This is a genomic window from Leeia sp. (genome assembly GCF_041909055.1).
Lineage (GTDB): Bacteria > Pseudomonadota > Gammaproteobacteria > Burkholderiales > Leeiaceae > Leeia > Leeia aquatica.
Map to the genome: position 1 here is coordinate 189,271 of NZ_JAYREC010000002.1, position 25,545 is coordinate 214,815.

The 25,545-nt window shown below is 61.1% G+C and carries 27 protein-coding genes and 7 tRNA genes; 18 read left to right on the top strand and 16 right to left on the bottom strand.

What is annotated here, in order from left to right; all coding sequences use genetic code 11:
• Positions 1–100: 100 nt before the first annotated feature.
• The 9 genes from hpnC (at position 101) to ACE3O2_RS06670 (ending at position 5,438) form a co-directional block, all read left to right on the top strand.
• Complete coding sequence (gene hpnC / locus ACE3O2_RS06630; RefSeq protein ID WP_374335908.1) at positions 101–958, top strand: squalene synthase HpnC; 858 nt, start codon at positions 101–103, stop codon at positions 956–958.
• On the top strand, positions 955–1,800 hold the full coding sequence (gene hpnD, locus ACE3O2_RS06635; protein ID WP_374335910.1) for a presqualene diphosphate synthase HpnD: 846 nt from the start codon (positions 955–957) through the stop codon (positions 1,798–1,800). The genes hpnC and hpnD overlap by 4 nt, the downstream gene beginning before the upstream one ends.
• Entirely contained in the window at positions 1,800–3,101 is a 1,302-nt protein-coding gene (gene hpnE, locus ACE3O2_RS06640) for a hydroxysqualene dehydroxylase HpnE (RefSeq protein WP_374335912.1), read from the top strand. Before hpnD ends, hpnE begins: the two co-directional genes overlap by 1 nt.
• Complete coding sequence (locus ACE3O2_RS06645; protein WP_374335915.1) at positions 3,098–3,877, top strand: SDR family NAD(P)-dependent oxidoreductase; 780 nt, start codon at positions 3,098–3,100, stop codon at positions 3,875–3,877. Before hpnE ends, ACE3O2_RS06645 begins: the two co-directional genes overlap by 4 nt.
• A 67-nt stretch (positions 3,878–3,944) precedes the next feature.
• Positions 3,945–4,038 (top strand) — tRNA-Ser (locus ACE3O2_RS06650).
• A 9-nt stretch (positions 4,039–4,047) separates the two neighbouring features.
• Positions 4,048–4,124: transfer RNA gene (locus ACE3O2_RS06655), tRNA-Arg, on the top strand.
• Positions 4,125–4,145: 21 nt separating this feature from the next.
• Positions 4,146–4,222: transfer RNA gene (locus ACE3O2_RS06660), tRNA-Arg, on the top strand.
• 151 nt (positions 4,223–4,373) lie between these two features.
• Positions 4,374–4,811: a DUF695 domain-containing protein gene (locus tag ACE3O2_RS06665; RefSeq protein WP_374335917.1), complete on the top strand. Its 438-nt coding sequence runs from the start codon at positions 4,374–4,376 to the stop codon at positions 4,809–4,811.
• Between the two features lie 45 nt (positions 4,812–4,856).
• Entirely contained in the window at positions 4,857–5,438 is a 582-nt protein-coding gene (locus tag ACE3O2_RS06670) for a hypothetical protein (protein ID WP_374335919.1), read from the top strand.
• A gap of 62 nt (positions 5,439–5,500) precedes the next feature.
• On the opposite strand, the gene ACE3O2_RS06675 is transcribed toward ACE3O2_RS06670, so the two are convergent.
• Positions 5,501–6,079, bottom strand: coding sequence for a hypothetical protein (locus tag ACE3O2_RS06675; RefSeq protein WP_374335922.1), 579 nt, complete (start codon positions 6,077–6,079; stop codon positions 5,501–5,503).
• 141 nt (positions 6,080–6,220) lie between these two features.
• On the opposite strand from ACE3O2_RS06675, the gene ACE3O2_RS06680 reads away from it, so the two are divergent.
• The 3 genes from ACE3O2_RS06680 (at position 6,221) to ACE3O2_RS06690 (ending at position 7,438) form a co-directional block, all read left to right on the top strand.
• Entirely contained in the window at positions 6,221–7,210 is a 990-nt protein-coding gene (locus ACE3O2_RS06680) for a lysophospholipase (RefSeq protein WP_374335924.1), read from the top strand.
• Between the two features lie 17 nt (positions 7,211–7,227).
• Positions 7,228–7,303 (top strand) — tRNA-Ala (locus ACE3O2_RS06685).
• A gap of 59 nt (positions 7,304–7,362) precedes the next feature.
• A tRNA-Glu gene (locus tag ACE3O2_RS06690) sits at positions 7,363–7,438 on the top strand.
• A 63-nt stretch (positions 7,439–7,501) separates the two neighbouring features.
• Here the strand turns inward: ACE3O2_RS06690 and ACE3O2_RS06695 are convergent.
• The 7 genes from ACE3O2_RS06695 to ACE3O2_RS06725 all read right to left on the bottom strand — a co-directional run bounded on the left by ACE3O2_RS06695 (position 7,502) and on the right by ACE3O2_RS06725 (position 16,125).
• The gene (locus ACE3O2_RS06695) at positions 7,502–7,747 is read right to left on the bottom strand and encodes a hypothetical protein (RefSeq protein WP_374335926.1); all 246 of its coding nucleotides are present in this window, start codon (positions 7,745–7,747) and stop codon (positions 7,502–7,504) included.
• 8 nt (positions 7,748–7,755) lie between these two features.
• Positions 7,756–8,523: an amino acid ABC transporter ATP-binding protein gene (locus ACE3O2_RS06700; protein WP_374335927.1), complete on the bottom strand. Its 768-nt coding sequence runs from the start codon at positions 8,521–8,523 to the stop codon at positions 7,756–7,758.
• Entirely contained in the window at positions 8,520–9,194 is a 675-nt protein-coding gene (locus ACE3O2_RS06705; protein WP_374335929.1) for an amino acid ABC transporter permease, read from the bottom strand. Before ACE3O2_RS06705 ends, ACE3O2_RS06700 begins: the two co-directional genes overlap by 4 nt.
• Before the next feature lie 116 nt (positions 9,195–9,310).
• Positions 9,311–10,081 (bottom strand): amino acid ABC transporter substrate-binding protein, encoded by a 771-nt coding sequence (locus ACE3O2_RS06710; RefSeq protein ID WP_374335931.1) that lies wholly within the window; start codon positions 10,079–10,081, stop codon positions 9,311–9,313.
• A 164-nt stretch (positions 10,082–10,245) separates the two neighbouring features.
• Positions 10,246–10,953 (bottom strand): uracil-DNA glycosylase, encoded by a 708-nt coding sequence (locus ACE3O2_RS06715; protein ID WP_374335933.1) that lies wholly within the window; start codon positions 10,951–10,953, stop codon positions 10,246–10,248.
• 2 nt (positions 10,954–10,955) lie between these two features.
• The gene (locus ACE3O2_RS06720; RefSeq protein WP_374335935.1) at positions 10,956–13,256 is read right to left on the bottom strand and encodes a Tex family protein; all 2,301 of its coding nucleotides are present in this window, start codon (positions 13,254–13,256) and stop codon (positions 10,956–10,958) included.
• A gap of 79 nt (positions 13,257–13,335) precedes the next feature.
• Positions 13,336–16,125, bottom strand: a complete 2,790-nt coding sequence (locus ACE3O2_RS06725; protein WP_374335937.1) for a putative bifunctional diguanylate cyclase/phosphodiesterase — start codon at positions 16,123–16,125, stop codon at positions 13,336–13,338.
• Between the two features lie 231 nt (positions 16,126–16,356).
• On the opposite strand from ACE3O2_RS06725, the gene ACE3O2_RS06730 reads away from it, so the two are divergent.
• Both ACE3O2_RS06730 and ACE3O2_RS06735 read left to right on the top strand, forming a co-directional pair.
• Positions 16,357–18,321, top strand: coding sequence for an acetoacetate--CoA ligase (locus tag ACE3O2_RS06730; RefSeq protein WP_374335939.1), 1,965 nt, complete (start codon positions 16,357–16,359; stop codon positions 18,319–18,321).
• A gap of 45 nt (positions 18,322–18,366) precedes the next feature.
• Entirely contained in the window at positions 18,367–19,053 is a 687-nt protein-coding gene (locus ACE3O2_RS06735) for a DUF4197 domain-containing protein (RefSeq protein WP_374335943.1), read from the top strand.
• Positions 19,054–19,060: 7 nt separating this feature from the next.
• Here the strand turns inward: ACE3O2_RS06735 and ACE3O2_RS06740 are convergent.
• Positions 19,061–19,135: transfer RNA gene (locus ACE3O2_RS06740), tRNA-Arg, on the bottom strand.
• A gap of 38 nt (positions 19,136–19,173) precedes the next feature.
• Entirely contained in the window at positions 19,174–19,920 is a 747-nt protein-coding gene (locus ACE3O2_RS06745; protein WP_374335945.1) for a pseudouridine synthase, read from the bottom strand.
• 89 nt (positions 19,921–20,009) lie between these two features.
• On the opposite strand from ACE3O2_RS06745, the gene ACE3O2_RS06750 reads away from it, so the two are divergent.
• Positions 20,010–20,384 (top strand): hypothetical protein, encoded by a 375-nt coding sequence (locus tag ACE3O2_RS06750; protein WP_374335947.1) that lies wholly within the window; start codon positions 20,010–20,012, stop codon positions 20,382–20,384.
• Between the two features lie 34 nt (positions 20,385–20,418).
• Here ACE3O2_RS06750 and ACE3O2_RS06755 read toward each other — a convergent pair whose 3' ends face one another.
• Positions 20,419–20,904 carry an N-acetyltransferase family protein gene (locus ACE3O2_RS06755; protein ID WP_374335949.1) on the bottom strand — a complete coding sequence of 162 codons (486 nt, stop codon included), beginning with the start codon at positions 20,902–20,904 and terminating at the stop codon, positions 20,419–20,421.
• 80 nt (positions 20,905–20,984) lie between these two features.
• On the opposite strand from ACE3O2_RS06755, the gene ACE3O2_RS06760 reads away from it, so the two are divergent.
• On the top strand, positions 20,985–21,920 hold the full coding sequence (locus tag ACE3O2_RS06760; RefSeq protein WP_374335951.1) for a LysR family transcriptional regulator: 936 nt from the start codon (positions 20,985–20,987) through the stop codon (positions 21,918–21,920).
• Positions 21,921–21,923: 3 nt separating this feature from the next.
• Here the strand turns inward: ACE3O2_RS06760 and ACE3O2_RS06765 are convergent, their stop codons facing one another.
• Entirely contained in the window at positions 21,924–22,367 is a 444-nt protein-coding gene (locus ACE3O2_RS06765; RefSeq protein ID WP_168875658.1) for a CopD family protein, read from the bottom strand.
• Positions 22,368–22,467: 100 nt separating this feature from the next.
• Between ACE3O2_RS06765 and ACE3O2_RS06770 the strand changes: the two genes are divergently transcribed.
• Positions 22,468–23,217 (top strand): hypothetical protein, encoded by a 750-nt coding sequence (locus ACE3O2_RS06770; protein WP_374335954.1) that lies wholly within the window; start codon positions 22,468–22,470, stop codon positions 23,215–23,217.
• A 5-nt stretch (positions 23,218–23,222) separates the two neighbouring features.
• On the opposite strand, the gene ACE3O2_RS06775 is transcribed toward ACE3O2_RS06770, so the two are convergent.
• The 3 genes from ACE3O2_RS06775 to ACE3O2_RS06785 are packed head-to-tail and all read right to left on the bottom strand — an operon-like array spanning position 23,223 to position 24,708.
• Complete coding sequence (locus ACE3O2_RS06775) at positions 23,223–23,651, bottom strand: hypothetical protein (protein ID WP_374335956.1); 429 nt, start codon at positions 23,649–23,651, stop codon at positions 23,223–23,225.
• 32 nt (positions 23,652–23,683) lie between these two features.
• Positions 23,684–23,809 (bottom strand): hypothetical protein, encoded by a 126-nt coding sequence (locus tag ACE3O2_RS06780; protein WP_374335958.1) that lies wholly within the window; start codon positions 23,807–23,809, stop codon positions 23,684–23,686.
• A gap of 32 nt (positions 23,810–23,841) precedes the next feature.
• Positions 23,842–24,708 (bottom strand): hypothetical protein, encoded by an 867-nt coding sequence (locus tag ACE3O2_RS06785; protein ID WP_374335959.1) that lies wholly within the window; start codon positions 24,706–24,708, stop codon positions 23,842–23,844.
• Between the two features lie 459 nt (positions 24,709–25,167).
• Between ACE3O2_RS06785 and ACE3O2_RS06790 the strand changes: the two genes are divergently transcribed.
• The gene (locus ACE3O2_RS06790; RefSeq protein WP_374336672.1) at positions 25,168–25,266 is read left to right on the top strand and encodes a DUF4113 domain-containing protein; all 99 of its coding nucleotides are present in this window, start codon (positions 25,168–25,170) and stop codon (positions 25,264–25,266) included.
• 187 nt (positions 25,267–25,453) lie between these two features.
• On the opposite strand, the gene ACE3O2_RS06795 is transcribed toward ACE3O2_RS06790, so the two are convergent.
• Positions 25,454–25,529: transfer RNA gene (locus ACE3O2_RS06795), tRNA-His, on the bottom strand.
• Positions 25,530–25,545 lie beyond the last annotated feature (16 nt).

Consider the following 25,545-nt stretch of genomic DNA (forward strand, 5'->3'; position numbering starts at 1 on the left):
CGCATTATAGGGAGTCCCCGGCGGGCTGTAAACCCCCTGCGCGCATTTTTGCAGCCGGACGGGGCAGGGCGCTTCGCGCTATAATCCGCCCGCCGGGTCCATGACCCTTAACCTCTGTGCAGGCTACCCGTTGCCGGTTGATCATTACGAAAACTTTCCGGTTGCTTCGGTCTTGCTGCCGCGCCGATTGCGGCGGCCCATCGAAGTGATCTATGCCTTTGCCCGTTCCGCCGATGATCTGGCGGATGAGGGCGAGGTCGCCGCTGAGCAGCGGCTGGCGGCGCTGCAACACTACCGTGAGCAGCTGGAGGACATCGGGCGGGGTGAAACGCCTGCTGAACCGCTCTTTCAACGCCTGGCGGTGGTGATTCGCGAGCATGACTTGCCGCTCTCCCTGTTTCACGATCTGCTGGATGCTTTCAGCCAGGACGTGGTGAAGACCCGCTATGCTGACTTCGGTGAGCTGGTGCAGTATTGCCGCCGCTCAGCCAACCCGGTGGGCCGCTTGTTGCTGCATCTGTACGGGCGGGCGACGCCACATAATCTGGCATTGTCGGACGGCATCTGCACCGCGCTCCAGTTGATCAATTTCTGGCAGGATGTGGCGATCGACTGGCAAAAGCAGCGGGTGTATCTGCCGCAGGAAGACTTGCTGCGCTTTGGGGTGACGGAAGCGCAGATCGCCGCTGGGCAGGTGAACCCGGCCTGGCAGGCACTGATGCGCTTTGAGATCGAGCGTACCCGCAAGCTGCTGCAGGCCGGTGCACCGCTGGCACGGGTGCTGCCGGGGCGGATGGGGCTGGAGTTACGCATGATCGTGCTCGGTGGTGAGCGCATCCTGAAAAAGCTGTGGGATGTCCAGGGCGATGTCTTCACACAGCGCCCGGTATTGAAAGCGGGGGACTGGCTGTACATGCTGTCCCGCGCCTGTTGGCCGGCCTGGCCGGGGAAACCATGACACCAGACCAGTATTGCGAAGAAGCTGCTGCACGCAGTGGCTCCAGTTTTCTTGCCGCTTTCCGCTTTCTGCCCGCGGAACGCCGACGAGCCATTACTGCCTTCTATGCCTTCTGCCGCGAGGTGGATGATGTGGTGGACGAAGTGCATGACGATAATGTGGCCCGGGCCAAGCTGGCCTGGTGGCGCAACGAAGTGACCTCCACCTGGGCCGGGCAGCCGCAGCATCCGGTGATGCGTGCGCTGCAACCCGCCATTGCCCGCTATGGTTTGCAAGAATCCTTGCTGCAGGAGATCATCGACGGCATGCAGATGGACCTGGAACAGGCCCGTTATGCTCGCTATGACGACCTGCTGCTGTACTGTCACCGCGTTGCCGGTGTGGTCGGGCAGGTGTCGGCACAGATTTTCGGCCATCAAGACCCGGCAACGCTGGACTATGCGCATGAACTTGGCATCGCTTTCCAGCTCACCAACATCATCCGGGATGTCGGCGAAGATGTACGCCGGGGTCGCATCTACCTGCCAGTGGAAGACCTGCAGCGCTTCAACGTTCCTGTCGATATGCTCAGGCGCTATGAAGAAAGCGAAGCCTTTGTTCAATTGATGCAGTTCCAGATCGAGCGGGCGATGGCAGCTTACCACCATGCGTTGTCGCTGCTCCCCGCCGTGGACCGCAAGGCACAGCGCCCCGGTCTGGTGATGGCGGCCATCTACCGCACCACATTGGAAGAAATCCGGCTGGATGGCCCCGGCAAGGTGCTGAACCAGCGCCTCAGCCTGCCGCCGCTGCGCAAGCTGTGGCTGGCCTGGAAAACCTGGTTCCTTGGCATCCAGCCCTGATGCGCAAGCCACCGCATATTGCCGTGATTGGTGCCGGTTACGCTGGCGTCGCGGCAGCGCTGACGCTAGCCGATGCTGGAGCACAGATCAGCCTGTTTGAAGCCGGCCCCTTGCCGGGCGGGCGGGCGCGGCGCATTCACTGGCACGATCAGACGCTGGATAACGGCCAGCACATTGCACTGGGGGCCTATACCGAGCTGTTGCGCCTGATGCGCAAGGTCCACCACGGGCCCTTGCCCTTTCGCCGCATGCCGCTGCGCTGGGAGATGTGGCAGCAGATGCTGCTGCAAGCCCCGGCCTGGGGTGCGCCGCTGACCACCCTGTGGGCCTTGCTGCGCGCACAAGGCTGGGGGTGGGCGGACAAGCTGGCGCTACTGCGCTTTCTGGCCGGGCTACGCCTGCGTGGCTTTCGCGGTGAGGATAGACCCGCCAGCGAGTGGCTGGCCGGGCAAACCCCACGGGTGATTCAGACCTTCTGGGAGCCTTTGTGCTATGCGGCGCTGAATACCCCGCTACAAGAAGCCTCCGCCCAAGTGTTTTACAACGTGGTGCGCGACAGCTTGCTGGCGGGGGGCGACGCCGCCCAGATGCTGTTGCCGACGGTGGACCTCTCAGCCCTGCTGCCGGAACCGGCGCTGGCCTGGCTGACGGCACAGCAGCATGCGGTACACTTGGGCCAAAAGGTCACACAGCTCACCTTGCAGGATGATCAGGTGGCCTTGCAGGTCCAGGGCGAATGGCAGTCGGTGGACGGCGTGATCTGCGCCACCGGTCCGCACCAGTTGCCTGCGCTGCTGCACACCGAGCAGGCCCCGGCCGCCTTGCAGGCGGTGTCGCAGTTTGGCTGGCAGCCGATACGCACCGTCTACCTGCAGTATCCGGCAGGCACCCGTTTGCCACAGGCCATGATCGGTCTGCATCACTGCCTGCCGGGCGGTGTTGTACACTGGGTGTTTGACCGGGGCGTGCTGTTGGGCGAGGATGGCCGTATGGCCGCCGTGATCAGCGCCGCGATGGCGCAGCCCATGAGCGGAGAGCAGATTGCCAGCCAGGCCGCCAGCGAGCTGGCCCAGGCTTTTCCCGGCTTGCCTGCCCCGCTGTGGCGCAAGACATTGCATGAAGCGCGGGCAACCTTTGCCTGTACCCCCGGCCTGCATCGGCCGGATGGACACACTGCCTCGCCGCGTGTGCGGCTGGCGGGCGATTATCTGGCCGGGGATTACCCGGCCACGCTGGAGGGGGCGGTGCGCAGCGGCGTGGCTGCAGCGCGGGCCCTGCTGGCACAATGGACACAACCATGACACAACAGGACTATCCTATGAAGGACTATCAGGCTCCGGCAAATCTGCTGGAAGGGCGGGTCATCCTGATTACCGGTGCCAGCGGCGGCATTGGTGGTGCGCTGGCCAAGACCTGCGCCAAACTGGGGGCGACCGTGGTGCTGCACGGCAAGCGGGTGAAAGCACTGGAGCGCCTGTACGACGAGATCGAGGCCGCCGGTGGCCCGACTCCGGCCATTCTGCCACTCGATCTGGCTACTGCCAGCGAGCAGGAATACAACTACGCCGTGTCGGTGCTGGAGCGGCAATTGAAACGGCTGGACGGCATTGTGCACTGCGCCGCCCACTGCGGTGACCTGTCGCCGATGAGCAACGAAACCATCGACGTGTGGCAGACCATGATGCGCGTCAACGTGATTGCACCGTTCGCCCTCACCAAGGCCTGCCTGCCGCTGCTGATGAACTCGCCGGATGCCTCGGTGATTGTCACCTCGGAAAGCCATGCCAGCCAGCCTTCGGCCTACTGGGGGGCTTTTGCCGCCTCGCGTGCCGCGCTGGAGCATGCCGCGCTCGGCTGGGCGGACGAGTGGTCCCGCCATGAGCATCTGCGAGTGAACGTGCTAGTACCAGGCCCGGTGCAATCGCCGGCGCGTCGTCGTACCCACCCGGCGGAGTCGCAAATCGGCATGGCGACCATTGATAACCTGCTGCCGGCCTACCTCTATCTGCTCGGGGCAGAAGGGAAGGGCGTGCGTGGCCAGAAAATCCACTTGGCACAGGCTGGATTGGCGTCGTAGCACGAATTTATGCGCAACATGGCTTGACGCACTGCCGCGAAGTCATTATGATTGCGCCTCTCTTGACGGAGAAATGGCCGAGAGGTCGAAGGCACTCCCCTGCTAAGGGAGCATACGCGCTAAAACGTGTATCGAGGGTTCGAATCCCTCTTTCTCCGCCACTAGACAGCGCACCCGTAGCTCAGTTGGATAGAGTATCTGGCTACGAACCAGAGGGTCGGGCGTTCGAATCGCTCCGGGTGCGCCACTTGCAGTACTGCAGTACCTTGCACCCGTAGCTCAGTTGGATAGAGTATCTGGCTACGAACCAGAGGGTCGGGCGTTCGAATCGCTCCGGGTGCGCCAGAATACAGGGCCGGTCAGCTTGCTGACTGGCCCTTTTCTCATTCTATCTCTGCCGCGCAACGGCTTGCATGGGGGCTGTACATCAGCAACCTGCTGGGCTGATCTCTGTTATGCTCCCGCTTCAATCAATCAATGACCTTGGGTGGTGCACATGCAGGCGATGTATGGAGAGGATAGCTGGACCGTGGGTGAGACCGAAGCCAACGGCCAGCCGGTGATTGTACGTTTTCGCTCGCACCTGCCGGATAGCGCAGACAGCCAGCGCTACGCCAGCCTGATCATCATTAAATGGCGCTATGCCGCCAACGAGCACGGCTTGCCGCTGCCCAAAGACAATCAGGACACCATCCACTTTGAAGATGCGCTGGAAGCCGCGCTGGCCACGCAGCACGCAGCGGTACAAGCCGCCTGCATCACCGGCTGCGGCCTGAAGGAGTGGCGCTACTACGCGCTGGACAATCAGATCTTCATCGACTGCCTCAACCAGGGGCTGGCTGGCCACCCGACCTACCCGCTGGAGCTCTCCGCCTATCAGGACCCAAGCTGGACCGCACTGACTGAGCTGCTGCCGGGCCCGGCACAGGGGTGAGTGGCTTACCAAGGTCAGAGCCTTTGAATGTCTGGAGAGAGCGTAATGCCTGTCGCATTAAGCTTTGAAGAACTAAAGGACTTTCTGTCAAAACAACCTGTGCCGTGTCTGGTAGCGCTGGAGGGGTTTATGGAGGCAGGAAAGTCCACGGTTACTGAGGCGTTGGGGGAGCTTCTAGGCTATAAGGTCTTCCATACAGATAACTTGCTTGATACAGCGCGTAGTGGGTCGTATCGGAACCGCGTTGATGTTGTGCAGTTGCGGAAATTGCTGGAGGTTGTCAACGGTCGAGCCCTGATTGAGGGGATATGCTTGCGCTGGGTTCTGGCAGATGCCGGAATTACCCCGGATTGCTATCTCTATGTGAAACGCATCCAGAAGCAGGGCAACAGGTGGGATGATGGCCAGGACCTGGAAGATTTTGAGGCCGGGGAGGATGTCTATGTACGCAATGCGCTCAGTAACACGCGCGGGGTGGCTAAACTTATGTTGCCTGGCGGATGTGATCCAGACGAGCGCCAGATTCAGGAAGCTGAGGCGTTCTACATAGAAACCCTGCGCTATCACCGGGACTGTAAACCGCATGAGCGGGCAGATTTCATTTTCGAGAGAATTGAAGGCCCGTAGGGCGGGTATGCCACTGGCCCTCTTGCAGCCACATGATGTAAGTTAAAATGGACTGCGTGGCATCATGTCCGCGCAGCTGCTTCGGTTTTATGGGCGAGTGCCTCGACCATCGCAATGGCTTGCTGCAAGGCCTGCTCTGCTTCTGTTTGCTCTACCTGCAGCGTCGACCGCTTGATCTGCTGAATTTTCCGCAAGCGCCTTTGCAGGCCCGCTATCTGCGCCGTCCGGTCCTCCGTCAGCGTGGCCGGGTGCATGATCAGTGCGTCTTTCATATTACGCAGCGAAAGCTCACCATCATGCGCCATCTGTAGCAGCGTGGTGGGGTGCGTGTCCGCAAACAGCCCCAAGGCGAGCAGGCCGTCTTCCAGATTGCCACCATCCATGCCGGGCAGAAGCTGGGCCAGATAGCGTGCGGCCCAAGGATGGCCTTGTACAACCCGCTTTTGTAGCTGCTGCAATGCAGCGTTGTCTTCAGTCAGCGCTGTGGCACAGCTATGGTTTTGAGCCAATGCATGAAAGTGGGCAGCGTTGGGGCGTCCCAGAAAGTGGGCACGCTGTGCTGAGCAATTGTCGGTCGGGTTTGCCAAGGCAGTTGCGACGTTGAGTAGCAAGGCCAATAGCACAAGAAAAGGTGGGCGCATGCGGACCTTTGGGCGGCGTGGTGGAGTTGGCAGACTGCCATGGAAGAGGAAGTGTGTGCAATGGCCACTGGTACGGTGCTGCTTGCCCTTCACACCGAGCTACCGCAGAATGTGAATTAAAGTTCACTACGGAGTGGCATTATGTCCATGCAGGCGTCGCGGCATACCGTGCAAGCGGAGGATGGCTTTGGCTTAGCTTTGTGGGCGTGGGAGCCGGAGGGTGCGCCGCGAGCGGTGTTGCTGGTGGCGCATGGCATGGCCGAACATGCGGCGCGCTATGCCCGCTTTGCCGAGGCGTGCTGCGCGGCGGGGGTCGCGGTGTACGCGCATGACCATCGCGGCCATGGTGATTCGGTGGGCGAAGGGACGCCACTGGGGCATTTTGCCGATCATGGTGGCTGGCAGCGGGTGCAGGATGACCTGACGGTGGTGCAGCGCTGGGTGCAGCAGCGCCAGCCGGGTGTGCCACAGTTTGCCTTCGGTCACAGCATGGGCTCGTTCATTTTGCGCGCCTGGCTGCTGCAGCATGCAGCGTCGCTGGCCGGGGCGATGGTCAGTGCCACCGGCTGGCGGCTGGGGCCGGGCAATCGCTTGCTGGCGAGTGTGGCGCGGCGGCAAGGGCGCAAGCGAGGCTTCAATCAGCCATGCCCGACCATGCACAAGCTGGTGTTTGGTAGCTTCAACCTGCAATTCCTGCCCGCACGTACTGGTTTTGACTGGCTTTCCCGTGACAGGGCGGAGGTGGATGCCTATCTGGCAGATTCGCGCTGTGGCTTCCATTGCACCGCTCAGCTGTGGGACGACCTGCTGCAAGGGGTCGCGGCGCTGGAGCAGGCCGAGAACCATGTGCACCCGGAGGCAGCCCGATTGCCTGTGCTGGCGGTGGCGGGCAGCCGTGACCCGGTGAGCATGGGCGGGCTGGGTTGCCGCCAGCTGGTCAAGCGCTATCAGCAGGCCGGTAACCCGGATGCGCAGGCCCGCATCTGGCCGGGAGGGCGACATGAACTGCTCAATGAGCAAAATCGGGATGAGGTCAGCCAGTACCTGATCGACTGGATGTTGCAGCATCTGCCCGCAAACCCTGCAAAAGTAACGGCAGGGGGTTTACAAGCCGAAACAGCTTCCTTATAATCCGACTCTCTTCGCAAGGGGGTATAGCTCAGCTGGGAGAGCGCTTGCATGGCATGCAAGAGGTCAGCGGTTCGATCCCGCTTACCTCCACCACCGAAGCAGGGAACAGACAACAGGCTTCTGTCTGAACCTTGAAATAGAGTTGTACCGACGTCCCCATCGTCTAGAGGCCTAGGACACCGCCCTTTCACGGCGATAACCGGGGTTCGAATCCCCGTGGGGACGCCACCACAAGATCAGCGCACCGCAAGGGCGCTTTTTTTGTTTCTGGTGCCCGTTTCGCAGGGACCCTCAGGGCTCGCCTTCACCTTCAGCGGATAAATGAAAATGCTGTACCAGCACGGCAAACTGTGGGTGGTCAGGTTGCAGCGCCACCCGCGGTGAGCCGCTGGTGATGGCCTCGCGCAAGAAGGGGCGGCAGTGTTTGCAGTTCAAGCCCGCCCCGCTGTGTAGCATGCGCGTGCGCAGATCGCCCTCTAGTGCCAGCACCTCGCTGAACAGCACGCCGGTACAGATGCAGCGATCCACCCAGTGCATGATGATGCCTAGGCCTGCCAGTGTTCTGGCAGCCCGTGGAACAGGGTGGAGACGTAGTCGCGGGTGCGCGCCTGCTGCGGTTGCGTGAACAGGGCCTGGGCCGCACCGTGCTCGACAATCCGGCCTGCCTCCATGAACACCACCTGATGCGCAATGTGAGCTGCCAGACGCAGGTCGTGGGTGGCGATCAGCATGGTGGTGCCTTCTGCCGCCAGCGTTTGCAGTACCTCGACCACTTCACCCGCCAGCTCCGGGTCCAGCGCGGAGGTAGGCTCATCACACAGCAGCACTTGCGGAGAGGAGGCCAGCGCGCGGGCAATCGCCACTCGCTGCTGCTGACCGCCAGAGAGCTCGTGCGGCCAGGCCTTGGCTTTGTGCGCCAGTCCCACCTTGTCCAGCAAGGCCAGACCATGCTGCTCCGCCTTGCTGCGCGCCCAGCGGTGCACGGTACGCAGGCCCTCCACCACATTGTCCAGCGCATTGAGGTGCGGGAACAGCTGGAAGTTCTGGAATACCATGCCGGTACGGCGACGCAGCGCCAGGATGGCTGACTGGGCTGGGGGCCGCTTGGGTTGAAACTCCAGGCGCTGTTCAGCCAGCTGCAGCGTACCATCCTGCGGCAGCTCCAGCAGATTGACACAGCGCAGCAGGGTGCTCTTGCCGCTGCCGGAGGGGCCGATCAAAGCGGTGACCTGGCCCTCTGGCACGTTCAGGTTAATATCGTGCAGGACCTGCAGGCTGCCAAACGATTTATTGAGGTGTTGCAGCGAGATCATGCCCGTGCTCCTTGCGGTGTCGGGTTCAGCCGCTGCTCCAGTTTGTCCTGCAGCACACTCAGTACCGTGCTGAATGCCAGATAAATCAATGCCACTTCCACGTACAGGATCAGCGGCTCATAGTTCTCCGCCACAATGCGCTGTGCTTGCTGGAACATTTCCGGCACGGTGACCACAGACGCCAGTGCGGTGTCTTTCAACAAGGCGATAAAGGTGTTGGCCAGTGGCGGTACGGCAATGCGCAGGCCCTGCGGCAGGATGGAGCGTCGCAGCGCCTGCCAGTGGGTCATGCCCAGTGCGTGCGCGGCTTCCCATTGACCTTTGGGCACCGCACCGATGGCCGCACGGATGATCTCCGAGCTGTAGGCACCCACATTGAGCGTAAAGCCGATCAGCGCAGCAGGCCAGGCATCCAGCGTGATACCGACCTTGGGCAGGCCATAGAAGATGATGAACAGCTGAACCAGCATTGGCGTGCCGCGAATCACCCACACATAAAAGCGCGCCAGCCAGACCAGCGGGGTGGGGGCGTAGAGGCGGGTCAGCGCGGTGACGAAGCCCAGCGCAATGCCGCTGACAAAGGTCAGCAAGGTGAGCGGCACGGTGAACTTCAGCCCGGCCAGCAAGAGTGGCCAGAACGAGTCGGCCATGATATTGAGCCAGTGTGGCATGGCATATCCTGCAGCGAAGGTCAGACCCACAGTCTGACAAAAGCACAAGGCGTTCGCAAACCGAACGCCTTGTCAGGGGTGCGGCCCCAGCTTGCGCTGGGCCGCAGGGCGGGGGCTTATTGCGATACGTCTTCACCGAAGTACTTTTGCGACAGCTTCAGGTAGCTACCATCCTGCTTCAGCTCAGCCAGCGCCTTGTTGATGGCGGCCAGCAGTTCCGGATTGCCCTTGCGCAGCAGGATGCCGGAGGCTTCTGCATCCTTGCTGGTGGCCACCACTTTCACCTGTGCATCCGGCTTCTTCTTCTTGAAGTCGAGGAAGGAGAGGCTGTCGTTGATGGTGGCATCAGCACGGCCCGTCAGCACCAGGGCAACGGATTGTTCAAAGCCATCGGTGCCCACCACTTCCGCACCAAAGGACTGTGCCTGCTTGGCAAAGTTGCTGCTCAGGGTGTGGGCGGACTTCTTGCCCTTCAGATCCGCAAAGGATTTGATGCTGCTGTTGTTGCTGGCGACGATCAGCACCGGCTTGGACAGGATGTAGGGCTGCGAGAAGTCGTACTTGGCCTTGCGGGCATCGGTAATGGTGACTTCATTCACCACCACGTCATAGCGGTTGACGTCCAGACCCGCAATCAGGCCATCCCACTTGCCCTCGACAAACTGCGCCTTCACACCCAGCTTCTTGGCAACCGCCTGGGCGATTTCCACGTCAAAGCCGGTCAGCTCGCCCGACGGCAAATGGTAGGTGAACGGGGCGTAGGTGCCTTCGGTACCGATTTTCAGCACGCCAGCAGCCTTGATCTGGGCTAGTGCATCCTGGGCAAAGGCGGGGACAGATACCAGCAAGGTGGTGGCAAGGGCAATACGGGTCAGGCGGGACTTCATGATGCGTTCCTTGTAAGCGTTAGGGTTACCTTGCGTAGCCCAGCCCCGATCGGGCTGAGTGGTCAAAGTACTGAGTCGTATTCTATGGTGAATTTTTTATTCTATTAAATTATTTTAATTGATTTTTATATTTCTATTTGTAATATGGCGAATGGGCGGTGGGCTTACCAGTTGATCGTGGGCAGGCCTTGGGCGTGCAACCATTGGTTTACCTGCGAGAAATGGCCGCAGCCGATAAAGCCGCGGTGGGCGGAGAGCGGGGAGGGGTGGGGGGCTTCCAGCACCAGGCTGCTGGGGGTGCGCAGCAGCTCGCGCTTGCGCTGGGCATCACTGCCCCACAGCAGGAAGGCGCAAGGCTGACGCTGGGCCAGTTGCTGCAGCAGGGCATCGGTCACCGCTTCCCAGCCCCAGCCACGATGGCTGGCGGCTTCGCCGTGGCGCACGGTCAGCACGGTATTGAGCAGCAATACCCCTTGTGCGGCCCAGCGCTGCAGGTTGCCGCTGGCGGGCGGTGGGGTACCAAAATCGCGGCTGATTTCCTTGAACATATTGCGCAGCGAGGGCGGTGGCTTGACCCCTTCCGGCACCGAGAAAGCCAGCCCGTGGGCTTGGCCGGGGCCGTGGTAGGGGTCTTGGCCGAGGATGACCACCCGTACTTGCTCCGGTTGCAGCAGGCGTAGCGCAAACCACGGGTCTGCCGGGTAGATGGTGGCACCGGCTTGCAACTCGGCGTCCAGCCGGGCTTGCAGGGCGGGCCAGACCGGGGCCAGCACAGGCTGCTGCAACAGGGTCTGCCAGGCAGGCGAGAGGCTGGCCAGGCCATCTTTCAGCGCAGACGGGAAGGGGGCATCAAACAGGCTGCTCTGGTTCATGCTTAGCGCTTCAGACGGGCAAAGGCGTCGGCCAGTGCGGTATTGGCCGGGGCTGCCGCACTGGCGGGCTTGCGGGCAGGGGTTGGGCTGCGGCTATTACCGGGCGCAGCCGCCGGTTTGACTTCGTCGCCCAGGCGCATGGTCAGCGCGATGCGCTGGCGCGGCAGATCCACCTCAAGTACCTTGACCTTAACCACTTGCCCGGCCTTCACCACCTCGCGCGGGTCTTTCACAAACTTGTTCGACAGCGCCGAGATGTGGACCAGCCCATCCTGATGCACGCCGATGTCGACAAAGGCGCCGAAGTTGGTCACGTTGGTGATGACGCCTTCCAGCGTCATGCCCGGCTGCAGGTCCTTCAGCGTTTCTACCCCTTCGGTAAAGCTGGCGGTGCGGAATTCCGGGCGCGGGTCACGGCCCGGTTTTTCCAGCTCCTGCAGCACGTCTTTGACCGTGGGCAGACCAAAGCGCGCGTCGGTCAGGCTGGCGGGTTCCAGCTCGCGCAGCAGGCGGGTATCGCCCATCACCGCCTTGATGGGCTTGGCCAGTCGGGCCAGCAGGCGCTCCACCAGCGGGTAGGCTTCCGGGTGAACGGCAGAGGCATCCAGCGGATTATCCCCCTGGTTGACGCGCAAGAAGCCGGCGGCCTGTTCAAACGCTTTCGGGCCCAGCCGTGGTACATCCAGCAGCTGCTGGCGGTTGCGGAACGCACCGTGCTGGTCACGCCATTGCACGATGTTTTGCGCCAGGGTGCTGCTGAGACCGGAGACGCGGGTGAGCAGGGCGGCCGAGGCGGTGTTCACATCGACCCCCACCGCGTTTACGCAGTCTTCCACCACCGCGTCCAGCGAGCGGGCCAACTGGGTTTGGTTGACATCGTGCTGATACTGACCCACGCCGATGGCCTTCGGTTCGATCTTGACCAGCTCCGCCAGCGGGTCTTGCAGGCGGCGGGCAATCGACACCGCGCCACGCAGGCTGACGTCCAGCTGCGGGAATTCCTGTGCAGCCCGCTCAGACGCCGAGTACACCGACGCACCGGCTTCGGACACCACCAGCTTTTGCAGCTTCAGCTCCGGGTGGTGCTGGATCAACTCGGTAGCCAGCTTGTCGGTTTCGCGGCTGGCGGTACCGTTGCCAATGGCGATCAGTTCCACCTGATGGGCACGGGCCAGCTGCGCCAGGGTTTTCAGGCTGCCTTGCCAGTCGTTGCGGGGGGGGTGCGGGTAGATGGTCTCCGTAGCGCACAGCTGGCCGGTGGCATCGACCACCGCCACCTTGACACCGGTGCGCAGGCCGGGGTCCAGCCCGAGCGTGGCGCGTGGGCCCGCCGGGGCGGCCAGCAGCAGGTCGCGCAGGTTGGCAGCAAATACACGGATGGCCTCGGTTTCTGCCGCCTCGCGCAACTGCTGCATCAGCTCCAGCTCAATGCTCAGTGCCAGCTTGGCGCGCCAGGCCAGCCGTACGGTGTCCATCCGCCATTTGTCCGCCGGGCGGCCTAGATCCTTGAGCCCGAAGGTCTGGGCGATGTATTGTTCGCCGCGATGGCTGGCTCGGCTGTCGCCCTCCAGTTGCTCTGGCAGCAGCAGGCTGAGTTGCAGTACCGATTCATTACGCCCCCGGAACAGCGCCAGCGCGCGGTGCGAAGGGATGGCACGCAGCGCTTCCTGATACTGGAAGTAATCCGAGAACTTGCTGCTGGCAGCGTCTGCCGAGCCTTCCACCCGGCTGCTGCACAGGATGCCTTCGTCCCACAGCAGTTGCCGCAGGCGGCCCACCAGCGGCGCCTGTTCGGACATCTGCTCGATCACGATGTGGCGGGCACCATCCAGCACTGCCTTCACATCGGCAAAGCCTGCCTCGGCGTTGATGAACGCGGCGGCAGCCCCTTCAGGCGAAATGTCGGCTTCCTCCAGCAGGCGCTGTGCCAGTGCACCCAGACCGGCCTCGCGGGCGATCTGGGCCTTGGTGCGGCGCTTTTGCTTGTAGGGCAGGTAGAGGTCTTCCAGCGTCTGCTTGGTGTCGGCGGCCAGCAGGGCGGCCTCCAGCTCGGGGCTGAGCTTGCCTTGCTCGCGGATGCTGCCCATGATGCTGTCGCGCCGTTCATCCAGCTCGCGCAGATAGCGCAGCCGCTCTTCCAGCAGGCGCAGCTGGCCATCATCCATGCCGCCGGTTACTTCCTTGCGGTAGCGGGCGATGAAGGGCACGGTGGCACCTTCATCCATCAAGTCAACGGCAGAGCGGATCTGGGCGGCGGAAACGCCAACGGCTTGCGACAAACGCTGGTACAGGCTGGGCAACATGGCACACCAAAGCAACAAAAGCCGCTACTTTGGCGAAGCTGCCGCAAAAAGGCAAGCCGTGGCATCGGCCACGGCGTGCTCAGGCTTCGCTGTGCTGGCGAATGAACTCGGTCATGTCGTCAGCATGCAGTGGCATGCTGTACAGGTAGCCTTGGGCGTATTCGCAGCCGAGATCACGCAGGAACTGGGCCTGATCTTCGGTTTCCACCCCTTCGGCCACCACGTTCAGCTTGAGGTTGTGGGCCATGGCCACAATGGCGGAGGTGATGGAGGCATCATCCGGGTCATTGATCACATCGCGCACAAAGGAGCGGTCCACCTTGAGGTGATCAATCGGGAAACGCTTGAGATAGCTGAGGCTGGAGTAGCCGGTGCCGAAGTCGTCAATCGCCAGCGACACGCCCAGATCGTTGAGCCGGGTCAGCAACTGAATGGTGTCTTCCACCTCGTACATCAGCAGTGATTCGGTGATTTCCAGCTCCAGGAATTCCGCCTCCAGGCCGCTTTCGTCCAGCGCTTGCTGCACGGTATCGACCAGGCTGCCTTTCAGGAACTGGCGAGCCGAGAGGTTGACGGCCACCGGTGTCTTGCGCAAGCCCATGTCTTGCCACACTTTGCTCTGACGGCACGCTTCTTTCAGTACCCACTCACCGATGGGCACGATCAGCCCGGTTTCTTCGGCAATCGGGATGAAGCGTAGCGGGGATACCAGACCCTTCTCCGGGTGGCGCCAGCGAATCAGTGCCTCCATGCCCACCAGTGCGCCAGACTGCAAGTCGACCTGCGGCTGGTAGTGCAGCTCGAACTGCTTGAGCTTGATCGCGGTACGCAGCTGACGCTCCATGCCCAGCCGCTCGGTGGCGACCGTGTTCATGCTCTGCTTGAAGAACTGATAGTTGTTCCGGCCATTGTCCTTGGCGTGGTACATGGCGGTGTCGGCATTGCGCATCAGGCTATCGACGGTGACACCATCATCCGGGCAGATGGAGATGCCAATGGACGGGGTGATGTGCAGGTCCATATTGTCGATGACGAAGGTGCTGGTCAGCGCCTCCATGATCTTTTGCGCCGTGCTGCTGGCATCCATCGCGTCGTTCATGTTGGACACCACGATCACGAACTCGTCGCCGCCGATGCGTGCCACGGTATCGGCATGCCGCACACAGCCGATCAGCCGGTCCGCCACATGCTTGAGCAAGCGGTCACCAAAGCTGTGGCCCAGGGTGTCGTTAATGTTCTTGAAACGGTCCAGGTCGATGAACAGCAGCGCGCTCTTCTTGTTGCTGCGCTCGGCCTGCAGGATGGATTGCATCAGCCGGTCCTGCAGCAGGTTGCGGTTGGGCAGGCCGGTGACGGTGTCGTGATGCGCCAGATGCCAGATGTGGTCGGCATGCTGCTTCTGCTCGGTGATGTCCGAGGTAATGCAGACGAAATTCTTGATGCTGCCATCGTCAAAGCGGATCGGGGTGATGGTGACCAGCTGCAGGAACATCTCGCCGCTCTGCTTGCGGGTCCAGATTTCACTTTCCCAATAGGGGTGGGAGGCCAGATGGTGACGGATGGAGTCCATCAGGCTCTGGTTCTGGTCCTTGCTGCGCAACATCGGCGCCACTTGCCCCAGCAATTCACTCTCGGTGGAGGAGAGCATCTGGCAGAAGGCGGGGTTGGCCGAGACAATGCGGAAATCCTTGTCCAGAATCACAATGCCGTCACGGCTCTGGGTGATGGCCTGCGAGGCGAGTCGCAGGCGGTCTTCTGCCGGCTTGCGCTGGGTGATGTCCACCACCGTGCCCCGCACATATTTGCCGGAGAGTGAGGGCATGCGCGACAGGCGCACTTCCACAAACACCTCGCCATGGCGGCTGGTCACGTGCATCCACTGGAACACTTGCGGCTGTCCGGCAAAGGTGGCTTCCAGCAGGCGGGTGCTCTTTTCATCCGAGCGCTGGCGGTCCGGCTGGAATTCCGGCGACAGCTGCGGTGAGGCCAATGCCATGCTGAGCAGGCGCTCGCGGTTTTGCCCGTACAGCTCGCAGGCGCGCGGGTTGACATCGGCAAACAGCCCGGTATCGACGTCGATCACCACAATGGCTTCCGGCGCATTCTCAATCAGCGAGCGGTAGCGTTCTTCGCTGATCGCCAGTGCCTGGGCTGAGCGGTTGCGTGCCAGCAAGTCCTCTTCCAGCCGGTGATTCTTGTCTTCCAGTTCCAGAAAGAGGCTTTTCAGTGCAACCCGTGTGCTCTCCAGCGATTGCCCCAGGTTGCCCAGCTCGTCGGTACGCTCCCACTGGAAGGGGCTGTCCAGGCGCTTGTGGGCCAGATCGGCGGATTCGGACAGCAATTTGCGCAACGGCAGCAGCAGACGGCGCTGGATCAACAGCAGGATCAACCCCATGCTCAGCAACAGCTGACCCACCAGAGTATAGAAAAAGGTGGTGCGGTACAGCGCGAGCTGTTCCTGCAAGGGGCCGTCATACATCACGATCTTGACGGTGCCAATCACCGTACCCTTGCGGACAATGGGCTGCACCTCGGCAAAATCCTTGCCGTTGGCATTTTCCAGACGGTACAGCGACAGGAACGTCCCCATGTTTTCGGCAGTGACATTGATGCTGGCAATGCGCTTGTCACTGGCGATGGCATCCACGATCGGGCGTGCCGATTCCTGGCTCAGGTTCCACACCGGCTCCTGCATGCCCAGCGTCAGAATCTGTGCGAGACGCTTGCGGTCACTGGAAAAGGCATCGTACAGCTCGGTCTGGCGCTTGTTGACCGCATAGTAACCGCTACCCACGGCGGGAATCAGCAAGGCCAGTACCACGGTCAGGATCAGCGCAGCGCGCAGGGTAAGCCGAAATTTGACTTTCATTGCAGGCTTGGTCTCACCGTTGTGGGCGAAAGAAAAACATGTTCATTGCCAGTGAAGCATAGCAGAAGCTACGGGGTACTGCAGGGCGTGTGAAGACAGCTTTTTCCATCTTTGCGGGCGAGTGGGCTAGAATGGCGGTCAAGCGGCACAGACCGCCTCCGGTCAGAAGTGACTGAACACAAGCGCCATGCGCGCCAAGCCCGCCGTCTCTGCATGAAGGAGCCTCCCCCGATGTCCGATCTGGTCTGGCAGCCCGACACCGCTGCCGTTTCCCGAACCCGACTGACCGCGTTCCAGCACTGGGTCAATTCTCACCACCAGCTCAGTATAGCGGATTATGCTGGCTTGCATGACTGGTCAGTCAATGAAATCGAGGCATTCTGGTCTGCGCTGTGGCAATTTGCCGAAGTACGCGCCAGTCAGCCCGCCACGACCGTACTGCAGGATGCTGACCGCATGCCGGGGGCGCGCTGGTTTGTCGGCGCGCGCCTCAATTTTGCCGAGAACCTGCTGCGTCGCCGCGACAACGCGACGGCACTGCACTTCCACGCCGAGGATCAATGCTACCGGCAGTGGAGCTGGAAGCAGCTGTACGATGAAGTGTCGCGGGTAGCGCAGGCGCTGCGGGCTGCCGGGGTAGGGGTGGGGGACCGTGTGGCCGGTTTTGTGCCCAACGCACCGGAAACGCTGGTGGCCATGCTGGCGACCAGCAGCCTGGGGGCCGTATGGAGCTCCTGCTCGCCAGACTTTGGCGTGCAAGGCGTGCTCGACCGCTTTGGCCAGATTGAGCCCAAAGTGCTGTTCACCTCGGATGGCTACTTCTATAACGGCAAGCGACTGAATTCACTGGAAAAAATCGCCGGTATTGTCGAGCAGCTGCCCTGCATCCAGCAGGTGGTGGTGTGGCCATTGCTCAACGCGGAAGTGGAGCAAGACCCGACCTTTGCCCAGGTGCCACGTGTGGTGAGCTGGGCCGGGTTTACCGCGGCGCATCCGGCGGCGGACATCGACTTTGTGCAACTGCCATTCGACCATCCGCTGTACATCCTGTATTCCTCGGGAACCACCGGCAAGCCGAAGTGCATTGTGCATGGCGCGGGCGGCACCCTGCTGCAGCACCTGAAAGAGCACATCCTGCATGGTGACCTGCACACCGGCGATCGCCTGATGTACTACACCACCTGCGGCTGGATGATGTGGAACTGGATGGCGTCGGCACTGGCGGTCGGCGCGACCCTGGTGCTGTATGACGGCTCACCGTTTGCGCCGGAGCCGGGCATCCTGTGGCGGATTGCCGAGCAACACCAGCTGACGCACTTTGGCACCAGCGCCAAATACCTCTCCGCGCTGGAGAAGCATGACTGCAAGCCCGGCCAGCAGTTTGACCTGTCCGCCTTGCGTTTTGTGTTCTCTACCGGCTCGCCGCTGCTGCCGGAGAGCTATGACTACGTTTACCGCGACATCAAGGCGGAAGTGGCGCTGTGCTCCATTTCCGGCGGGACCGACATTGTCTCCTGCTTTGCCTTGGGCGCGCCAACCTTGCCGGTCTATCGTGGTGAACTGCAGGCGCGGGGCCTTGGCATGGCCGTGCAGATCTGGAATGACGCAGGCCAGCCGGTGGTCTGTGAAAAGGGCGAACTGGTGTGTACCAAGCCTTTCCCTTCCATGCCGGTCGGTTTCTGGAATGACGCCGATGGCAGCCGCTACCGCGCGGCCTACTTCGAGCGCTTCCCCAATGTCTGGGTACATGGTGATTACGCCGAGCTGACCCCGCGTGGCGGCCTGATCATCTATGGCCGCTCGGACGCGGTGCTCAATCCTGGTGGTGTACGCATCGGTACGGCGGAAATCTACCGTCAGGTGGAAACCATTCCAGAAGTAGTAGAGTCTCTCTGCATCGGGCAGGACTGGGAAGGCGACGTGCGGGTGGTGCTGTTTGTGCGGCTGCGCGAGGGGGGGGGGCTGGACGAGGCGCTGCAAAAGCTGATACGGGATCGTATCCGCCAGAACACCACGCCACGCCATGTGCCGGCACGGATCGTGGCGGTAGCCGACATTCCGCGCACCCTGAGCGGCAAGATTGTGGAGCTGGCGGTGCGCAATGTGGTACATGGCCGCCCGGTGACCAACCGCGAAGCCTTGGCCAATCCGCAGGCGCTGGAGCTGTTCCGCGATCTGCCAGAGCTGCAATCCTAGAGATCACCTACGGCCCGCAAGGGCCGTTTTTGCTGGAGAAGAGTGATGATGAAACGCTGGATCATGCCGGTAAGCCTGCTGCTGGCGCTGGGGGCTGCCGTACCGGCGCTGGCGCTGGATGTTTCGCGCCTGACCGACCGCGAAGCGGTGTCCGGCCTGCAGGAGGCCTTGAATAAAGGGGCCGCGGCAGCCGTGGGGCGGCTGGGGGCGCTGGATGGCTTCTGGGGAAATGATACGGTGCGTATTCCGCTGCCAGACACCCTGCGCAAAGCAGAGAAACTGTTGAACAGCATGGGGCTGGGCAAGCAGGCCGACGAACTGAAGCTCACCCTGAACCGGGCGGCTGAAAGTGCCGTCAAGGAAGCCAAGCCGATTCTGGTGGGGGCGATTCGCAATATGAGCTGGCAGGACGCCAAAGGCATCCTCACCGGCGGCGAGACTGCAGCCACCGATTACTTCCGCCGTACCACCAGCGATGCCTTGGCTGGCCGCTTTCTGCCGATCGTCAGCAAGGCGACCGGACGGCTCAAGCTGGCGGACAAATACAATGCCTACGCTGGTCAAGCCGCCAAACTGGGCCTGCTGAGCGAACAGGAAGCCAACCTCGACCAGTACGTGACACACAAGGCCATGGACGGCCTGTACTACATGATTGCCGAAGAGGAAAAAGCCATCCGCCGCGACCCGGTTGGGCAGGCCAGCAAGATCTTGCGCAAGGTGTTTGGGGGCTGAAGGGGAGTGGTGTCCGCGACAGGAATCGAACCTGTATTTGAGTCTTAGGAGGACCCCGTTCTATCCATTGAACTACGCAGACACTCCGGGCGCGGATTGTACACGGCTTGCGGGAGAACGTCACCCGCGCTGGTCGGTGTCGTGGGATGTCGCGGGCTCCGTCCAGCCGAGTGTGTCCAGCACCTGGCGGAAATTGGCTTCCAGCGGGCAGTGCAGTTCCAGCCACTGTCCAGTGAGCGGGTGGGGTAGTGCGAGTCGGGTGCTGGCGAGCAGCAGACGGTGGACGCCGGTGTGCTCGGCAAAACGCCGGTTGTGCTGCCCTTTGCCATAGGTGGCGTCGCCAATGATCGGGTGGCTGACGTGCTTGAGGTGGCGACGTAGCTGGTGCTGCCGCCCGGTCAGCGGCTCCAGTGTCAGCAGCGCGTAGCGGCTCACCGGGTAGCGGTCGATCTGCCACGGCAGCTCAATGCGCTGCAGGGTGTGAAAGTGGGTTTGGGCGGGCTGGGGCAGGGCGTCTGCTGCTGCATCGGCATGGCGGGTCAGCGGATGGTCGATCTCGCCGGCATCTGTAGGCCAGCCGCGCACCACCGCCAGATAGCCCTTTTTCACCTGCCGGTTTTCAAAGGCACTGGCCGCCAGCTTGCATACTTCAGCGGAGCGGGCAAACAGCAGCAGGCCCGAGGTGCCCTTGTCCAGCCGGTGTACCGGGTAGACGTGATGGCCCACCTGGTCACGCAGCATCTGCACGGCAAACCGGGTTTCGTGGCGGTCCAGCTCGCTGCGGTGGACCAGGAGGCCAGCCGGTTTGTGTACGGCGATCAGGGCGTCGTCCTGATACAGGATGTCCAGTGTTTCCAAGTCACACATCGGGCGTCAAAACCGTCATTGTATGCTGTGGGGAACGGTTTGGGGGGACGCCTGTCCATGCCTTGGGCCTGTCAACGAAAGGATAAAGCATGAAGTGGTGGCAACGTATGGGCGTGCTGTCTGCACTGCTGGTGGTGGCCCATGGGGCACAAGCGGGCGTGTCTCTGCCCAAGGCGTTTCAGGGCAAGTGGGCACCCACGGCGGCGGGGTGCAAAGTACCGATGCAGGTGATTGCCCTGCAGGGCAGTAGTCTGCAAGGGGGCGATGGTGGCGGTGAAGTAATGTCGCTCACCATCATCAGCCCGCGCCAGGTGCAGGTGCAGATGAAGATGTCGGGCGGCGGTAGCGAGTGGGAGGAAAAGCAAAGCTTCTTCCTGTCCCACGATGGCAAATCGCTGCTGTGGCTCTCGGTGCTGGACAAGCCGATGGACAGCGAGTGGTCTACGCTGGTTCGCTGCAAGTGAGGTCACTGGCGGCACTGCGGGTGCCGCCAGTGGCTCAGTCCGAGCTACGGGCAAACTGCTGCAGCGCGTCGCTGCTCATGCGGTAGCGTACCCACTCTGATTGCGGGGCAGCGCCGAGCGACTGGTAGAAGTCGATGGCGGGCTGGTTCCAGTCCAGCACGCTCCATTCAAAGCGCGGGCAACCTTGCTCGACGGCCAGCTGCGCCAGATGGCGCAACACTTGTTTGCCATAACCATGACCCCGCTGGCTGGGGGTGATGTACAAGTCTTCCAGATACAACCCGCGTTTACCCAGCCAGGTCGAATAGCTGTAGAAATACACCGCATAACCGATGGTTTCCCCCGCCACGTCGCAGCACAGTGCCTGCGCGGTATGGTCACCGCCAAACAGGCTGGCCTGCAGGTCGGCCTCCGTTGCCAGCACTTCATGCTCGGCGCGTTCATAAATCGCCAGCTCCCGGATCAGGCCCAGCAAACGGGGAATGTCCTCACGGGTGGCGGGACGCAGGGTCAGGGACATGGCATGTGCTCCAGTGCATTGAATGCGGCTATGGTATGTGATTTACTGTGCTGCATGTAGTGCATTGTTTTCATATGTGGATGAACAGTATGCATCATGGTTTGCGACGGCTGGACCTGAACCTGTTGCTGGTGTTCGACGCCCTGTACCACAGCCGACAAGTCACCGTGGCGGCCGATGTGCTGTCGCTGAGCCCTTCGGCGTTCAGCCACGCGCTATCCCGGTTGCGGGCCGCGCTGGGCGATGAGCTGTTTGTACGGGTCGGGCAGGGCATGCAGCCTACACTGTATGCGCAGCAGATGGCGGCGGACATCCACGCCGCGCTGCAGATGCTGGGTGGCGCGCTGCAAGGTGCTGGCGGGTTCGACCCTCGCCACAGTGAGCGCAGCTTTGTGCTGGCGGCCACCGATTACACCGCCTGCGTCTTGCTGCCCCCGCTGATGGCCAAGCTGGCCATGGACGCGCCCAAGGTGCATGTGCGGGTGGTGAGCAGTGAGCAGCATGTACCGGTGGCGGACCTGGCCAGTGGACAACTGGATTTTGCAGTGGGCTTCACTGGCGATCAGCCGGACTTGCCAGGCCAGATTCTCAGCCACCGCTGGTTTGAGGATGACTACGTGGTTCTACTGCGGCAAGGTCACCCGCTGTTGGTCGGCGCTTGGGGGCTGGAAGCCTACCTGTCCGCCCAGCATGTGGTGGTGACGCCGTGGAATGAAAGCCAGGGGGTGGTGGACCGGGTGCTGGCCGCGCAAGGGCGACAACGACAGGTGAGCCTGCACCTGCCTTCCGTACTGGCCGCGCCGTTTGTGATTGCCCAGACCGACCTGCTGATGAGCATTCCCCGCCGCGCGGCACAAGTGCTGGGCAAGGCGCTGCCCGTGGTACAGCGCCCCCTCCCGCTGACGGTGCCTGCTTTTGCCGTCTGCCTCTACCAGCATGCCCGCTACCAGACTGCCGCTGCGCCACGCTGGTTGCTACAGCAACTGACAGCCTTGCTCGATAGCACCCCGGCATGATCCTCAATACAGCCAGCCTGCCTGAAAGGCCACGCCCGTGACCACGAACAGCACGCTGATGAGGGTAACCGGGATGATATGCCAAGCCAGCGCAGGCAGCCGCTCCGGCGTGAGCCTGGGGATCAGCCGCAGCCGGGCGTCCAGTGCCAGCAGCAGGGTCAGCAGCAGCAACACCAGCTTGCACAGGATGGGGCGGGCGGCCGGGTTATTCCAGTCCAGCCACATCGAGAATACCGGCAGGCGCTGCCAGGCCAGCAGCAAGCCGGTGGCCACCTGAATCAGCAGCGCCGGAATCCCCACCCGCTCAAAGGCCGCCTCAAACTGCTGCAGGCGAGGCAGATCGCGCGAGCGCAGCACTTGCGGCAGGATCACCAGCGCCAGTAGCAGATGCCCGCCAGTCCAGATACTGGCACCCAGCAGATGAAACAACAGCACAACATGATGCATGGCACGCTCCAGCCAGACGGGATACCTGCATGATGCAACAGCCTGCCACGCGACAGCCTTGATATGACACAATGAGCGGCATGGACCAAGGGGAGCAATGATGTCGCGCCGGTTTGTGGCTGTGTGGTTCTGGGGTAGTCTGCTGTTACTGCTGATCTCTGCCTTCATGCGGGAATCGCTGCTCGGGGTGCAGCAATGGCGGCCCGAGCTGGCACAAGCCCCGCTACAAGACACCACCTACAAAGCCCCGTTCACCACCCGGGTGAAGGGCATCGACTACCGTATCCAGCCCCGGTTTGATTACGACCTCTACGGCTTGGTGGTCAGCCGCCATGATTCCGATGCCTGGTGGGACTATGTACACCGCGAGTCCAACGACAACCTCAATCTCATGGACCTGTGCGTGGTCTGGGGTCACAACCTCAAGAATGGCGTATTCCGCAAGCTGGACTACCACAACGACCAATGGACCTGCTGGGTCAGCAGCGGCAATGGCGAAACCTGGCAACAGTTCGACGGCAGCAGCCTCAGCAACAACCACATCCTGACCGATCAGCACAGCCTGGCCCGGCAGCTGCGCAAAGTCCGCATCGGCGACCAGATCCGCCTGCAAGGCTTTCTGGCGGACTACACCACCGTGGTCAACGGCAACCCCACCTTCACCCGCCGCAGTAGCACGGTACGCACCGACACCGGCAATGGGGCCTGCGAAGTGTTTTTTGTCGAATCCATGCAGTTGCTGGAAGCCGGTAACCGTGACTGGCGTATCCTGTTCTGGGTGATGCTGGTGCTGTTCCCGTGCAGTATCGTCGCCTGGTTCCTGCGCCCGGCGCATGTGGAGGAAGCATAGCGCGCTCAGGGCGTGGCCGAGCGTGCCAGCGCTTGCTGAACCGCATGGCAGAGTGCGCTGCTGCATGTGGCAGTCTGCGCCTGCAGCTGCTGCAAGTCTGCCGTTGACGCCGATTCATCCACATGGCCCAGCAGCCAGCGCCGGAAACGGGCATCTTGCGTGGTGATGCGATTCAGCGCGGGCCATTGCGGGCGGTCCAGTAATAACTGCACCACTGCTTCGGAGTAGCCTTCGGCCAAAGCACCGTCATCACAGGCGGCATATTGGTGCCAGTGCCGATGCAAAGCGGGCCAGCTGATGCTGGCTGCGGGCAGGGCGGACTCCGCCTGTCGGTAGAGTTCACCACTGCAGGACGGCTGTGCCTGTGCAGACAAGCCCGCCATTGCCAGGATGACCACCAGCCATTGCTTACCCCTTGCCGTGCGCAATCTCATCTCCTGTACCTTACGTGTCCAGCCGCAACAGGCTACACCCACAGGCGGCCATGGGCATCCAGATTCCAGGCCGCCTCGTAGCACACCTCAAACAAATGCCCGTCCGGGTCACGAAAATACCCGGCGACCCCCCATGCCGTCTCGGTAGCCGGTTTCACCACCGCATGGTAAGGCGGATGGAGGGAAATTACTACGGCGCTGAGGCTGGTTGCTGCACCGATACCATGGCTTTGGAGATGCACTTTCGCGGGGTGAAGGTGACAACACCATTCACTCTCCTCACTTCAATGTACTCGTCCCCGTTCGCTTTGATTGCCTTGATTGGGTTCTCTTCATCCATGGAAATTTCAAGCGCACATCGCTGCCACTCTGAAGCAGCGAACCTGTAAAGGTTACTTTTTATAAGTGAGATCGTAATTTCGGCTGTTTTGGATGGGTTGATTAAAGGAGTGGCATAGATATAAAGAAGTGAAACCGCAAAGGCTATATAGAAAGTAAGTCTATATTTTGGAAGCTTGGACTTTACCTTTTGATCGATCCTGTTTGCGGTAATATCGGTCTCGCTTTGTAAGAGGTCGATCTTTTTCTTGTTGGATGAGACAATAATAAAACTTGTGAACCATAGAGAAAATGAGGCAAATAAAAGAATGTAAGGGGCAGTTACTGCAAACCCAATTACGCTGACGATGTAGTCATTCTCCCATTCAAAGTTAATTACTGCACTGGTAAAGTACCTTGATAGCCATAGCGCCAAGAATAGTATCGCACCTCTGCCAATCCAATTTATCAATGTTAGCGTCATTTCTGAAATGTTGGTTTTGGAGATTGCATTGTATATCTCAAACGCCATTAAAAAATTGGCGATGCATCCGATCATTAACGAAATGAAGTAAAGAATATGAAAGTCGGAAAGGAGCCATAATGAAATTGTGGTGGTTAGCTGAATGACCAAAACCGATGGCGCATGCTTGTGAAAAACCTTCAAGGCATCTGTTTCATTGCTTACTACCCTGCCAACCCTTTGCCACCAACCCGCCACTTTAGCCTTAACCCCCATTCTGCTGCCCCCACTGCTGAGGCATCTGCGGAGTCAAACCCTGTGGGTAGTATAGCGGAGCGTAGCTGCCACCACTTGAATAAACTGGCTTGCCACCACATGCAGAACCATTCATGGCGGACTGGTACGGACAAGCACTATGGACAGGGTTGCTTGCAATCGACGTCTTGATAATCAATAGGCATACTTGATCGTCAGACAGCTTCTGTGTAGAAACAGCGGGGTTAAGGTCTGCCTGAATCAGCAAGGCGGAAAGGATGGGCGGCCTCGGCATCTTGTCTCTCCATTGGGTAACGGGAATCCGCTATGGTAGAGATTGGGCCGCTGTAGGGCTACACTCACCTGTACCATCTGCCATCGTTATAAAACCTATGAGAGAGAGGGCAGGGTTACAATCATTCTGCCCCCAAGCAGTCGAAATAGCCCGTTTTCGCAACAGGCTTATAGGTAGCCCTCCGGCTGGCCAGCTGTGGCAAAGACCAATGCTTGAGCATGAAGCAAGCTAAGCGGTTTCCCCGATGGACCACTGCTTGGGATGAACTGCCATGGGTGAAGTAAGAATGGCCACTCTGTGCAATAGATGTCGCAAAACTGCGTACAGCCTTATGCAAATAATAGCGCAAAAAAGTGCAAAAGCTGCTGCGCGCTTACAGGTGTGGCGCTATGCTTTGATGCATGTGCGGGGCAGTTAAATGCGCAGCGCACCAAAGAAAAAAGCCCGACCAGAGGTCGGGCTTTACAATCTTGGGGTGGATGATGGGACTCGAACCCACGACGACAGGAATCACAATCCTGGACTCTACCAACTGAGCTACATCCACCATTGTCCGACGCATC